At 67.6% G+C, this 13,027-nt stretch carries 12 protein-coding genes; 8 read left to right on the top strand and 4 right to left on the bottom strand.

Features of this window, described 5'->3' with window-relative positions; translation table 11 throughout:
• Positions 1-73: 73 nt before the first annotated feature.
• A complete protein-coding gene (gene arfB, locus AB1Z25_RS09620; protein WP_081544746.1) occupies positions 74-481 on the bottom strand; it encodes an alternative ribosome rescue aminoacyl-tRNA hydrolase ArfB in 408 nt (135 codons plus the stop codon).
• Between the two features lie 167 nt (positions 482-648).
• Between arfB and AB1Z25_RS09615 the strand changes: the two genes are divergently transcribed.
• Complete coding sequence (locus tag AB1Z25_RS09615) at positions 649-1,830, top strand: GGDEF domain-containing protein (protein ID WP_235088809.1); 1,182 nt, start codon at positions 649-651, stop codon at positions 1,828-1,830.
• Position 1,831: 1 nt separating this feature from the next.
• Here the strand turns inward: AB1Z25_RS09615 and AB1Z25_RS09610 are convergent, their stop codons facing one another.
• The gene (locus AB1Z25_RS09610) at positions 1,832-3,367 is read right to left on the bottom strand and encodes a thioredoxin family protein (protein WP_486637114.1); all 1,536 of its coding nucleotides are present in this window, start codon (positions 3,365-3,367) and stop codon (positions 1,832-1,834) included.
• 152 nt (positions 3,368-3,519) lie between these two features.
• On the opposite strand from AB1Z25_RS09610, the gene AB1Z25_RS09605 reads away from it, so the two are divergent.
• The gene (locus AB1Z25_RS09605; protein WP_486637113.1) at positions 3,520-4,749 is read left to right on the top strand and encodes an amidohydrolase family protein; all 1,230 of its coding nucleotides are present in this window, start codon (positions 3,520-3,522) and stop codon (positions 4,747-4,749) included.
• Positions 4,750-4,780: 31 nt separating this feature from the next.
• Here the strand turns inward: AB1Z25_RS09605 and AB1Z25_RS09600 are convergent, their stop codons facing one another.
• Together AB1Z25_RS09600 and AB1Z25_RS09595 are read right to left on the bottom strand one after the other, a co-directional pair.
• Positions 4,781-5,965 carry an acetyl-CoA C-acyltransferase gene (locus AB1Z25_RS09600; protein ID WP_486637112.1) on the bottom strand — a complete coding sequence of 395 codons (1,185 nt, stop codon included), beginning with the start codon at positions 5,963-5,965 and terminating at the stop codon, positions 4,781-4,783.
• A 10-nt stretch (positions 5,966-5,975) separates the two neighbouring features.
• Entirely contained in the window at positions 5,976-6,377 is a 402-nt protein-coding gene (locus AB1Z25_RS09595; protein ID WP_019101375.1) for a MerR family transcriptional regulator, read from the bottom strand.
• A gap of 136 nt (positions 6,378-6,513) precedes the next feature.
• Here AB1Z25_RS09595 and AB1Z25_RS09590 point away from each other — a divergent pair, with 136 nt between their 5' ends.
• The 6 genes from AB1Z25_RS09590 (at position 6,514) to mmsB (ending at position 13,021) form a co-directional block, all read left to right on the top strand.
• The gene (locus tag AB1Z25_RS09590) at positions 6,514-7,362 is read left to right on the top strand and encodes a 3-hydroxybutyryl-CoA dehydrogenase (protein ID WP_166450735.1); all 849 of its coding nucleotides are present in this window, start codon (positions 6,514-6,516) and stop codon (positions 7,360-7,362) included.
• Between the two features lie 51 nt (positions 7,363-7,413).
• Positions 7,414-8,916 (top strand): CoA-acylating methylmalonate-semialdehyde dehydrogenase, encoded by a 1,503-nt coding sequence (locus AB1Z25_RS09585; protein ID WP_486637111.1) that lies wholly within the window; start codon positions 7,414-7,416, stop codon positions 8,914-8,916.
• Positions 8,917-8,929: 13 nt separating this feature from the next.
• Complete coding sequence (locus AB1Z25_RS09580) at positions 8,930-10,090, top strand: acyl-CoA dehydrogenase family protein (protein ID WP_107799240.1); 1,161 nt, start codon at positions 8,930-8,932, stop codon at positions 10,088-10,090.
• Positions 10,091-10,186: 96 nt separating this feature from the next.
• Positions 10,187-10,969 (top strand): enoyl-CoA hydratase, encoded by a 783-nt coding sequence (locus AB1Z25_RS09575; RefSeq protein ID WP_107799241.1) that lies wholly within the window; start codon positions 10,187-10,189, stop codon positions 10,967-10,969.
• A gap of 24 nt (positions 10,970-10,993) precedes the next feature.
• On the top strand, positions 10,994-12,112 hold the full coding sequence (locus AB1Z25_RS09570) for an enoyl-CoA hydratase/isomerase family protein (protein WP_107799242.1): 1,119 nt from the start codon (positions 10,994-10,996) through the stop codon (positions 12,110-12,112).
• Between the two features lie 18 nt (positions 12,113-12,130).
• Entirely contained in the window at positions 12,131-13,021 is an 891-nt protein-coding gene (mmsB, locus tag AB1Z25_RS09565; protein WP_107799243.1) for a 3-hydroxyisobutyrate dehydrogenase, read from the top strand.
• Positions 13,022-13,027: the final 6 nt, after the last annotated feature.

The following is a 13,027-nucleotide window of genomic DNA, read 5'->3' as shown; positions in this document are numbered from 1 at the left end:
TTTGCCTCAATATTAATGCCCACAGCATTAACACTAATACATTCCCGCGATTCCGCCGAAGCAATTGGGCCGGCTATAGATCCACTTTGCCGCGCAGGGACTTGACCTCGCCGCGCCGCGTCTTGCCGGCCAGCCGCCGCTGCTTGGAGCCGTAAGTGGGTTTGGTGGCGCGGCGCGCCTTGGGGATGTGGCTGGCGGCGTCGACCCAGGCCTGCAGGCGCTGCAGCGCGTCGGCGCGGTTCAATTCCTGGGTACGGTGCTGCTGCGCCTTGATCACCAGCACCCCGTCCTTGTTCAAGCGTTGGTCCGGCTGAGCCAGCAGCCGCTCGCGCAGCCATTCCGGCAAGGAGGAGGCGCGCACGTCGAAGCGCAGGTGCACCGCCGACGACACTTTGTTGACGTTTTGCCCGCCCGCGCCTTGCGCGCGCATCGCGCTGAATTCCACTTCGCGCTCGCTGATCGGATACCGCGGCTTGTCCATGATGCAGACCAACAATCAAAAGAGATAATTGTAGCGCACCCGCCGCATCCCATGGCATGGGGCGGCGTTTTATTTCAGAGTGAAATTGTATGAATATCAATAGACTGCTATTGTCGTGCGCTTGCCTGGCCGATACCCTGCCAGACGCTCCTTGCCCATAGAACACGATGTCATTTTTCCTCGACCCACGGACAACGCTGGCTTGCACCGCCGGCTACAGCCTGGTCATCTCCCTGGTCACCTTCCTGTTCTGGCGACGCAGCCAGCGCCAGCCCGCCGTATTGGCGCTCGCCATCGGCGGCCTGCTGGACGCGGCGGCCGGCCTGCTCTACCTGGCCCCGCTGGATCTGGACCCCGCCTTGATCTCCATCGGCGCCAAGCTGTTGATCCAGCTGGCCGCCTTGCAGGTGCTGATCAGCATCGAGCGTTTTTACAATCATTCCAGCCAATACAGCCTGCCCTTGGGACTGGCCTTGATCTTCATTCCGCTGCTGCTGTTCGCCCACGACGGACTGGCGCATTCGGCGCTGGCCCGCCACGCCATCTTCTCGCTGGGCGGCTGCCTGCTGTGGGGGCTGATTGCCTGGCGGCTGTGGCAGGCGGAACAAGACAGCCCGCGCGCCGGCAAATCCCTGGCCTCGGCGCTGGCGGTGCTGACCCTGCTGCTGGAGCTGACGCAGTTGGCGCTGGCCCTGTCTTCCGGACAGCCGGAAATGGAAGTGGCCAGCCAAAGACAGAACCTCTTGCTGCTGATGACGCAGTGGTCCGGCTACGGCGTGGTGGTGTGCCAGCTCTACCTGGTGTACGAACGGGCGATGGATCAGTTGTTGCAGCAATCGCGCAGCGACAGCCTGACCCGCTTGCTGAACCGGCGCAGCTTCGACGAGGAGGCGGTGACGGCCTTCCGCCTGGCTCAGCGCGAGCGGCGCGCCTTGTCGCTGATCGTGCTGGATCTGGACCATTTCAAAAGCATCAACGACCGCCACGGCCACCTGGCCGGCGACCAGGCGCTGACCGCGCTGGCGGACTGTCTGCGCCGGCAGGCGCGGCAGACCGATCTGATCGGCCGCCACGGCGGCGAGGAATTCTGCATCCTGCTGCCGGACACCGGCCGCGAACAGGCGGCGCAGGTGGCGGAGCGCTTGCGCGCCGCCATCGCCCGCATCGAACTGCCGCTGCCGGACGCCGGCGCGCGGCTGCGTTTCACCGCCAGCCTGGGCGTGGCCTGTCTGAACAGCAGCCACGCCTCGCTGGAAAGCCTGTTCTGCGAGGCAGACGCCATGCTCTACCAGGCCAAGCATCACGGCCGCGACAAGGTGATGCTGTCGGCGCTGCCCGCCGCCGGTTGACTCAAGAGCGAGCGGACTGCGCCAGGCCCTCGCACACCGGCTTTTGCGGATCGCCGGCCGGCAACTTGGCGCACACCTCGTCCAGCTGTCCGGCCAGCCGCGCCAGCGCCGCCGCCTGCTGTTGCTGCCGGCCCCAGGACTTGAGCCGGTTCACCGCTTTTTCCAGCGAGCGCCGATTGCGCTCGTAGAAGGCGCTGGGCGTGCCGCCCGCCTCCTTGAAAATGGCGCTGGCGGTACTCTCTATCCGCTTCTCGTCCGCCGGCGCCAGCTCAATCGCCCCGCTCAGATAGCTGACGCCCCATTGCAGCCGCGTGGCCGGGCCGTTGGCCGCTTCGTAAGCCTGCCGGTACCAGTCCAGCGCCGCGGCCTTGTCGCCGCGCTGCTTGGCGTTGGAGGCCAGGATCAGCATGTGGTAGTACGGCGCGTGGGAGCGGCTCAGTTCCGCCTTCAGCAGCGCGTCGGATTCGTCCAGCCAGCCGGCTTGCGTCAGCAGGTCGGCGCCGGCGGTGATCACCGCCTGGCGTTCGTAAGGATTGGCGGTGGCCTTGTCCACGGCCGCCACCCGCTGTTTGACTTCCTCGCGCAAGGATCGCGGCAGCTCGCCCTTGGGCTGGTTCAGACGCGCCAGCGCCAGCCGCGACGACAAGGCGCCCAGGCGGTCCGCGGTGGACAAGCCCGCGTCCGCGGCCAGTTTTTCCAGCGCGGCGTCCCATTGCGCCGCCAAAGCCTGGCGCTCCGCCCCGTCCGCGCTCAGCGCCTTGACGATGTCGGCGGCGCTATTGATCAGGATGTCGGCGTTGGCGCGCGGCTGCGCCAAGGCGGCGCGCGCGACGCTCAAGCCTTGCGCGCGGTCCGCCACCGGAACGTCCTCGCCGGCAGCCGCGGCCAGCGCTTTCAGCTTCAGCCGCAGCGCGGTGGCCGCCGGCTGCGCCGGCGCCTTGTCCGCCAAACCCGCCAGCGTCGCCGCCACCTGTTTCTCCGGCACGATCTGCGCCTGATCGGTGTCCCAGGAATAATCCGCCAGCAATTGCCAATCGCCGTCCGCCAGCTTGTCCCCGGCCAAGGCCGCCTGCAGCAGCGCCTTCACCGGCCGCGCCGCCGCCAGCCCCAGCTCCAGCGTGCGCAGATAGCGCTCCGGGTCCACCTCGCCCGGCAGGCGAGTGATCTCGGCGCCGTCCGGCCGGAACAGAATCATGGTCGGATAGCCACGCACCTTGAACTCGCTGCCCAGTTTTTGCGCGTCCGGGCTGTCCCCGTCCAGGTAGACCGGCACGAACTGGCGGGTGCGGGCGATGAAGTCCTGGCGGTTGAAAATGGTGGCCTTGACCTGATTGCACGGCGGGCACCATACCGCGCCCCAGTACAGGAACAGCGGCTTGTTTTCCGATTTGGCCTTGGCGAAGGCCGCCGGCACATCGCCCTGCAGCCAGGCGATGCCGGGCGGCAAGGCGTGGCCGTCAACCGGCGCGGAGGCCGCCTGCGCCGGCAAGGCCAGGCTGGCGGCGACAAAAGCCAGCGAGATCAAGGTAAGCTTCATCGCAGAATTCTCTTAGAGTTGGTTTGTCGAACCATGCTAACGCAATTATTCGAACGTAATAAAGTGCAATCCCTTCTGTGCTTAGCGATAAAAAATCCATTGTCGCGCGCGCGCCGCGCGACGCCGCCACTCCCGCTGCAAGGACACCGCGCATGACCGCCCTACCCGCCTACTGGCTTGGCCCCTTATTGCTGGAAGACGGCTTCGAACGCGACGCCGCCGGCCAGATCGTCGCCACCGCTACTCGCCGCGCCCATTTGCTGATCGCCGACGGCCACATCGCCGAACTGCGCTTCGACGCGGTCCCGGAAGACGGGCGGCCGCGCCGGGACGCGCGCGGCTGGCTGGCGCTGCCGGCCTTCGCCGACATGCACATCCACCTGGACAAAGGCCATTACGGCGGGCCTTGGCGCGCCGCCACTCCCTTCGTCAGCGTGGCGGAGCGCATCCGCGAGGAACAAGGTTTCCTGCTGGATTTCCTGCCGGACACCCGGCGCCGCGCCGAAGCGCTGCTGGACCTGATCGCCGCCGACGGCGTCGCCTTCGCCCGCGTGCATTGCAATGTGGACCCGGTGGCCGGTCTCGCCACCATGGAGCAAGTGCGTCTGGCGCTGGACAGCCGCAAGCATTGGCTGGATTACGAGCTGGTCGCCTTCCCGCAGCACGACCTGCTGTCCGGCGGCACCCTCAAGCTGATGGACCAGGCTCTGGCTTCCGGTTTCAATGTGGTGGGCGGGCTGGACCCGGCCAGCGTGGACGGCGACATCGAACGCTCGCTCCACGCCACGCTGGAGCTGGCGGTTAAGCACGGCGCACCGGTGGACCTGCATCTGCACGAGCGCGGCGAGCTGGGCGCCTATACGCTGGAACGGCTGGCGCGGCTGAGCGAATCGGCCGGCCTGGCCGGCCGGGTCAGCGTCAGCCACGCTTACTGCCTGGGGGAACTGGAACCGGCCCGGCTGGACCAGGTGTGCGCGGCGCTGGCCGCCAGCGGCATCGCCATCGTGTCGGCGGCGCCCATCGACGTGCCGATGCCGCCGCCGCGCGTCCTGGCCGCGCACGGCATTCCGCTGAGCCTGGGCAACGACAACATCAACGACCACTGGACGCCCTACAACAGCGGCAGCATCGTCGAGCGCGCCAGCCGTCTGGGCGAGCGCCACGGCTGGAACGATGAATACTCGCTGAGCCGCGCCTTGCGCCACATCAGCCGCGGCCTGACGCCGCTGGACGACGCCGGCCGCCGCGTGTGGCCGCAAGTCGGCGACGCCGCCGATCTGACCCTGGTGGACGCCTGTTGCTCCGCCGAGCTGATCGCCCGCCGCAAGCCGGTGCGCGGCGTGCTGCGCGGCAGCCGGCCAGGCTGGTGGGCCGAGGGCTAGGCCCAGCCAAGCTTCGCCGCCTGAAAAGCGCTTACAGCAACTCCAGCGCCATCGCCGTCGCCTCGCCGCCGCCTATGCACAGGCTGGCCACGCCGCGCTTGCCGCCGCGCTGACGCAGCGCCGACAGCAAGGTGATGATGATGCGCGCGCCGGAGGCGCCGATGGGGTGGCCCAGCGCGCAGGCGCCGCCGTGGACGTTGACCTTGTCGTGCGGCAGGCCCAAGTCCTGCATCGCCGCCATGGTCACCACGGCGAAGGCTTCGTTGATCTCGTAGAGATCGACGTCGCCGGCGCTCCAGCCCGCCCGGGCCAGCAGCTTGCGGATCGCCTCCACCGGCGCGGTGGTGAACCAGCCCGGCTCCTGGGCGTGGGTGGCGTGGCCGACGATGCGGGCCAGCGGGCGCAGGCCGCGGCGCGCCGCCTCCTCCGCCGTCATCAACACCAGCGCGGCGGCGCCGTCGGAAATGGAGCTGGCGTTGGCCGGCGTCACCGTGCCGTCCTTCTTGAACGCCGGTTTCAGCGTCGGAATCTTGTCGACATTGGCCTTCAAGGGCTGCTCGTCGGTGTCCACCACCTGCTCGCCGCCGCGGCCGCTGACCGTCACCGGCGCGATCTCGTCGCGGAACAGTCCATCGCGGATGGCTGCCTGGGCGCGGTTCAGCGAGGCGATGGCGAAGGCGTCCTGGGCCTCGCGGCTGAAGCCGTACTTCTCCGCGCACCATTCGGCGAACACCCCCATCAGCTTGCCCTTGTCGTAAGCGTCCTCCAGGCCGTCCAGGAACATATGGTCCTTGATTTCGCCATGGCCCAGGCGCAGGCCGGCCCGCGCCTTGGTCATCAGATAGGGCGCGTTGCTCATGCTCTCCATGCCGCCGGCCACCATCACCCGCGCGCTGCCGGCGCGCAAGAGATCATGGGCCAGCATCGCCGCCTTCATGCCGGAGCCGCACATTTTGTTGACCGTGGTGCAGTTCACCGCCAGCGGCAGGCCTGCGCCCAGCGCCGCCTGGCGCGCCGGCGCCTGGCCCTGGCCGGCCGGCAGCACGCAGCCGACGATGGCTTCGTCGATGTCGGCCGCCGGCACGCCGGCGCGCTCCACCGCGGCCTGGATCGCCGCCGCGCCCAACTCCGCCGCCGTCTTGGCCGCCAAAGCGCCCTGGAAGCCGCCCATGGCGGTGCGCGCCATGCCCACGATCACGATGTCTTGCTGTTGCATTGCTCACTCCTCAAGTCGATTGCCGGGCATCCGCGCCGCGCTTGTCCAGCGTTTTCTCGCACTGATGCCGCAATTGGGAAATTTCGCTCAATACCACCTTGATGTCTTCCATCTGCTCCAGCAGCTGCTGTTCCTTGCGTTGCAGGATGCGGATGAATTCGTGCAGCTGCGGCGCGTCGTCGCTGGCCGCGTCGTAGAGCGCGAACAGCTCGCGGATTTCCTGCAGGGACAGGCCGATGCGCTTGCCGCGCAGAATCAGCATCAGCCGCACCCGGTCGCGCCGGCTGTAAATGCGGCGCTGTCCCGCCCGCAGCGGCTCCAGCAATTGCTGGTCTTCGTAAAAGCGGATGGTGCGCGTGGTCACGTCGAACTCCTGCGCCAATTCGGTAATGCTGTAGGTCTGCTCCGCCATCTTCCTCTCCCGCCTCCCCGGCGCCGCCGGACCATTCGCGCAACATTCGCCGTTGCGCTTGTCATTGTTGATTGACGTTAACGTAAACGTCAAGCTATCTTGAATACAGCATAGAGCAAATAGTCGAGGAAACAACATGCAAGCCAAAATCGCAGTGGTGGGCGCCGGCACCATGGGCAACGGCATCGCCCAGGTCTTCGCCAGCCACGGTTACGAAGTGCGCCTGGCCGACGTCAGCCAGGCCGCGCTGGACAAGGGCCTGGCCGCCGTCGCCTCCAGCCTGGCGCGCCTGGTGAAGAAGGATCAGTTGGCCGAGGCCGACGTCCCCGCCATTCTCGCCCGCATCCAGACCACCACCCGCCTGGCCGATCTGGCCGACCGCGACCTGGTGGTGGAAGCCGCCACCGAGAACGCCGCGGTCAAGGAAAGCATCTTCCGCGAACTGGCCGCCGTGGTGCGCCCGGACGCGGTGCTGGCGTCCAACACCTCGTCGATTTCGCTGACCCGCATCGCCAGCTGGGTCAGCCAGCCGGAGCGCGTGGTGGGCATGCACTTCATGAACCCGGTGCCGGTGATGCAGCTGGTGGAAATCATCCGCGCGCTGCAAACCGGCGACGCCGCCTACCGGCTGGTCTACGAATTGAGCCAGGCGCTGGGCAAAACCCCGGTCACGGTCAAGGACGCCGCCGGCTTCGTTTCCAACCGCGTGCTGATGCCGATGATCAACGAGGCCGCCTTCACGCTGCACGAAAACCTGGCCAGCGCCGAGGACATCGACACCGTGATGAAGCTGGGCATGAACCATCCCATCGGCCCGCTGGCCTTGGCGGACCTGATCGGCCTGGACACCTGCTTATCCATCATGGACATCCTCTACACCGAATTCCGCGACAGCAAATACCGCGCCTGCCCGCTGCTGGCCCAACTGGTGCAGGCCGGCCACTTGGGCCGCAAGAGCGGCAAGGGTTTTTACAGCTACGCCTGAGCCGGCGCCGCCGGCAACGGGCTTTACTCAAGATCAGACGGAGGCAGCACCATGACCCAGGCAGTCCCCACCATCAAATTGCTGATAGGCGGCGAATTCGTCGAATCCCGCAGCGCCGAATGGCGCGACATCGTCAATCCGGCCACCCAGGAGGTGCTGGCGCGGGTGCCGATGGCCACTCAGGACGAAGTCGACGCCGCCGTCAGCGCCGCCAAGACCGCCTTCGCCAGTTGGAAGAAAACCGCCATCGGCGCGCGCGCGCGCATTTTCCTGAAATACCAGCAGTTGATCCGCGAGCACATGAAGGAACTGGCGGCGCTGCTGACCGCCGAGCAAGGCAAGACCCTGGCCGACGCCGAGGGCGACATCTTCCGCGGCCTGGAAGTGGTGGAGCACGCATCCGCCATCGGCAATCTGCAACTGGGCGAATACGCGGAGAACGTCGCCGGCGGCGTCGACACCTATACCGTGCTGCAGCCGCTGGGCGTCTGCGCCGGCATCACTCCGTTCAACTTCCCGGCGATGATTCCGCTGTGGATGTTCCCGATGGCCATCGCCACCGGCAACACCTTTGTCCTCAAACCGTCGGAACAAGACCCGATGGTGACCATGCGCCTGGTGGAGCTGGCGCTGGAAGCCGGCATCCCGCCCGGCGTGCTCAATGTGGTGCACGGCGGCGAACAGGTGGTCAACGCGCTGTGCGACCACCGCGACATCAAGGCGGTGTCCTTCGTCGGCTCCACCAAGGTGGGCACCCATGTGCACCAGCGCGCCAGCCTCAACGGCAAGCGCACCCAGTGCATGATGGGCGCCAAGAACCACGCCATCGTGCTGCCGGACGCCAATAAGGAACAGGCGCTGAACCAACTGGCCGGGGCCGCTTTCGGCGCCGCCGGCCAGCGCTGCATGGCGCTGTCGGTGGCGGTGCTGGTGGGCGAGGCCCAGCAGTGGATTCCGGAGCTGGTGGCCAAGGCGCGCGGCCTGAGCGTGGGCGCCGGCAAGGACAACCCGGACCTGGGCCCGCTGATCTCCTGCGCCGCCCGCGAACGCGTGGCCAGCCTGATCGCCCGCGGCGTGGAAGAAGGCGCGCGCCTGGAGCTGGACGGCCGCGACATCCAGGTGGCCGGCTACGAGCGCGGCAACTTCGTCGGCCCCACCATCTTCTCCGGCGTCAAACCGGAAATGAGCGTCTACCACCAGGAAGTCTTCGGCCCGGTGCTGTGTCTGATGGCGGCGGATTCGCTGGACGACGCCATCGCCATCGTCAACGCCAACCCCAACGGCAACGGCACCGCGGTGTTCACCCAGAGCGGCGCGGCGGCGCGCAAATTCCAGGAAGAAATCGACGTCGGCCAGGTGGGCATCAACGTACCCATCCCGGTGCCGGTGCCGCTGTTCAGCTTCACCGGTTCGCGCGGCTCCAAGCTGGGCGACCTCGGCCCTTACGGCAAGCAGGTGGTGCTGTTCTACACCCAGACCAAGACCGTCACCAGCCGCTGGTTCGACGACGCCGCCAGCGGCGGCAAGGTCAACACCACCATTTCGCTGCGCTGACCGGGAGCCCGCCATGGATTTCGCACTGACCGAAGAACAAATCGCCTTTCAGGACAGCGCCCGCGACTTCGCCGCCAGCGAGCTCGCGCCGCGCGCCGCCGAATGGGACGAAGAGGAAACCTTCCCGCTGGAAGTGATCCGCCGCAGCGGCGAGATGGGCTTTCTCGGCCTGTACACGCCGGAAGCCTACGGCGGCCTGGGCCTGTCGCGGCAGGACTCCGCCATCGTCTTCGAAGAACTGGCCGCCGGCTGCACCTCCACCGCCGCCTATCTGACCATCCACAATATGGTGGCCTGGATGATAGCCAGCTTCGGCAGCCCGGAACTGGCCGAGCGCTGGGTGCCGCGCATGGTCAGCGGCGAGTTGCTGGGCAGCTACTGCCTGACCGAGCCCGGCGCCGGCTCCGACGCCGCCTCGCTGAAGACCCGCGCCGAGCGCAAGGGCGAGCACTACGTGCTCAACGGCTCCAAGATGTTCATCTCCGGCGCCGGCAGCACCCAGGTGCTGGTGGTGATGGCGCGCACCGGCGGCCCCGGCCCCAAGGGCGTGTCCGCCTTCGTGGTGCCGGCGGACGCGCCCGGCGTGCAATACGGCAAGAAAGAGAAAAAAATGGGCTGGAACAGCCAGCCCACCCGCGCCATCACCTTCGACAATGTGGAAATCCCGGCCGCCAACCGGCTGGGCGAGGAAGGCCAGGGCTTCGCCTTCGCGATGAAGGGCCTAGACGGCGGCCGCATCAATATCGCCACCTGCGCGGTGGGCACCGCCCAGGCCGCGCTGGCCGCCGCCCAGCGCTATGTGCAGGAACGCCAGCAATTCGGCCAGCCGCTGGCCGAGCTGCAAAGCGTGCAGTTCCGGCTGGCGGACATGCTGACCGAGCTGGTGGCCGCGCGGCAGATGGTGCGGCTGGCGGCGTGGAAACTGGACCAGGCCAGCCCGGACGCCGGTGCTTATTGCGCCATGGCAAAGCGGCTGGCCACCGATTTGAGTTTCAATGTGGCCAACAACGCGCTGCAACTGTTCGGCGGCTACGGCTATCTGAAGGACTTCCCGCTGGAGCGCCATGTGCGCGACCTGCGTGTGCACCAGATTCTGGAAGGCACCAATGAAGTGATGCGGATGATCGTGGCGCGCAAGCTGTTGCAGGACGGCGCGCTGGAAACCCTGCGCTGAGCGAAGCCGGGAATATCCCTGATGCTGCGTTGCGCCGGCTCGCCGCGGGGTTTTCCGGCCTCCCTCATCCACACCGAATCCATAAAGGCATACGCTATGAATCACTACGCCCACCTGAACGTGGAAAAACGCGGCCACACCGCCGTGATCACCATAGACAATCCGCCGGCCAACACCTGGAACCGCGACAGCCTGAGCGCGCTGAAGCGGCTGGTGGCGGACCTGAACGCCGACCGCGACATCTACGCGCTGGTGATCACCGGCCAGGGAGAAAAGTTCTTCTCCGCCGGCGCCGACCTCAAGCTGTTCGCCGACGGCGACAAAAAGGTGGCCACCGAGATGACCATGCTGTTCGGCGAGGCCTTCGAGGCCTTGTCCGCCTTCCGCGGCGTCAGCATCGCCGCCGTCAACGGCTATGCGATGGGCGGCGGCCTGGAGTGCGCGCTGGCCTGCGACATCCGCATCGCCGAAGAACAGGCGCAAATGGCGCTGCCGGAAGCCGGCGTCGGCCTGCTGCCCTGCGCCGGCGGCACCCAGAACCTGCCCTGGCTGGTGGGCGAAGGCTGGGCCAAGCGCATGATTCTGTGCGGCGAGCGCATCGACGCGCGCACCGCCGAGCGCATCGGCCTGGTGGAAGAAGTGGTGGCCAAGGGCCAGGCGCTGGACGCCGCGCTCAAGCTGGCGGAACAAGCCGCGCGCCAGTCGCCGTCCTCGGTGGCGGTGTGCAAGCAACTGGTGCAGCGCGCGCGGCTGCAGCCGCCGGCTCACAATCTGATCCACGAGCGCGAAGGCTTCATCAAGCTGTTCGACACCCAGGACCAGGGCGAAGGCACCCGCGCCTTCCTGGAAAAACGCGCGCCGCAATGGAAGAACGCCTGACCCTCACCCAAGGACGAATCCGCCATGTCCAACCTGGTACTGTTTGAAGAACTGCCGGTCCGAGGCGGCCAGCGCATCGCCATCGCCACGCTGAACGCGGAAAAATCGCTGAACGCGCTGACGCTGGATATGATACGGCTGCTGGACGCGCGCTTGAGCGCCTGGGAGAACGACGACGCCGTGGTGGCCGTGCTGCTGCGCGGCGCCGGCGACAAGGCCTTCTGCGCCGGCGGCGACGTGCGCTCGCTGCGCGCCGCGCTGCTGGAAGACGGCGAGGTCTATCCCAACCCGCACGCCGTCGCCTTCTTCAGCGAGGAATACCGGCTCGACTACCGCATCCACCGCTACCGCAAGCCGCTGATCGTATGGGGCGGCGGCATCGTCATGGGCGGCGGCCTGGGCCTGATGGCCGGCGCCAGCCACCGCGTGGCCACCCCGGCCACCCGCATCGCGATGCCGGAAATCACCATAGGCCTGTACCCGGACGTGGCCGGCAGCTGGTTCCTGCAACGGATGCCGGCCAAGCTCGGCCTGTTCCTGGGCCTGACCGGCGCGCCGCTGAACGCCGGCGACGCCTTGCTGTGCAATCTGGCCGACCATGTGCTGCCGGCCGACGGCCAGACCCCGCTGCTGACCGCGCTGCGCGATCTGGCCTGGGAGCAGCCGGCGGAACGCCACCACGGCCTGGTCAGCGCCCTGCTCAACGAGATGGAGCGCGACGTGGCGCTGCCGGAGGCCAACGCCGGCCGCAATCTGCTGGCGGTGCATCAGTTGATGAACCGCGGCAGCCTGGAAGCGGTGGCCGCCGCGCTGCGCGACACCGCCTTTGAAGACCCGTGGCTGGCCGCCGCCGCCAAGAGCTTCGCTCACGGCTGCCCGACGTCCGCCGCCGTCTGCTGGGAAATCTTCCAGCGCGCCAAACACCTGTCCCTGGCCGAGGTCCTGCGCATGGAGCTGGCGCTGTCGGTCAACTTCTGCGCCAAGCCGGACTTCCGCGAAGGCGTGCGCGCGCTGCTGGTGGACAAGGATCGCGCGCCGCAATGGCATTGCCGCGAGCTGGGCGATATTCCGCCGGGCTGGGTGGACAGCCATTTCGATTCGCCGTGGACGGAGGCCGACCACCCGCTGGCCGCGCTCCAATAACAATCGAGGAGAGAGAAGATGCAAACCATCGCCTTCATCGGCCTGGGCAATATGGGCGGCCCCATGGCCGCCAACCTGCTGAAGCAGGGTTATCAGCTGAACGTGTTCGACCTGTCCGCCGACGCGCTGGCCAAGCTGGTCGCCGCCGGCGCGCGCGCGGCCGCCAGCGCCGCCGACGCCGTCCGCGGCGCCGACGCGGTGATTTCCATGCTGCCGGCCGGCCGCCACGTGGAAGGCCTGTACCTGGGCGAGTCCGGCCTGTTCGCGCAACTGCCGGCCGGCGCCCTGGTCATCGATTGCAGCACCATAGACGCCGCCACCGCGCGCAAGGTGGCCGCCGCGGCCGACGCCGCCGGCCTCAAGATGCTGGACGCGCCGGTGTCCGGCGGCACCGCCGGCGCCGCCGCCGGCACCTTGACCTTCATCGTCGGCGGCGCCGCCGCCGAGCTGGAACGGGCGCGGCCTCTGCTGCAAGCCATGGGCAAGAACATTTTCCACGCCGGCGCCGCCGGCGCCGGCCAGACCGCCAAGATCTGCAACAATATGCTGCTGGGCATCCTGATGGCCGGTACCGCGGAGGCGCTGGCGCTGGGCGTGAAGAACGGGCTGGACCCCAAGGTGCTGTCCGACATCATCAGCCAGAGCTCCGGCCGCAACTGGGCCACCGAGCTGTACAACCCCTGGCCCGGGGTGATGGAGAACGCGCCGGCCAGCCGCGGCTACAGCGGCGGCTTCATGACTGAACTGATGCTGAAAGACCTGGGCCTGGCCGAGGAAACCGCGCTGCACAGCCACGCGGCCAATCCGCTGGGATCGCTGGCCCGCAATCTGTACGAGGAACACGCGCAGGCCGGCTTCGGCAAACTGGACTTCTCCAGCATCCTCAAGCACTTCCACCCGCTGGATTGAGTCAGA

It is taken from the genome of Chromobacterium sp. HL1, from assembly GCF_057418835.1.
The sequence above is the reverse complement of the archived record's forward strand: the minus strand, read 5'-3'. Positions and strand labels throughout refer to the sequence as shown.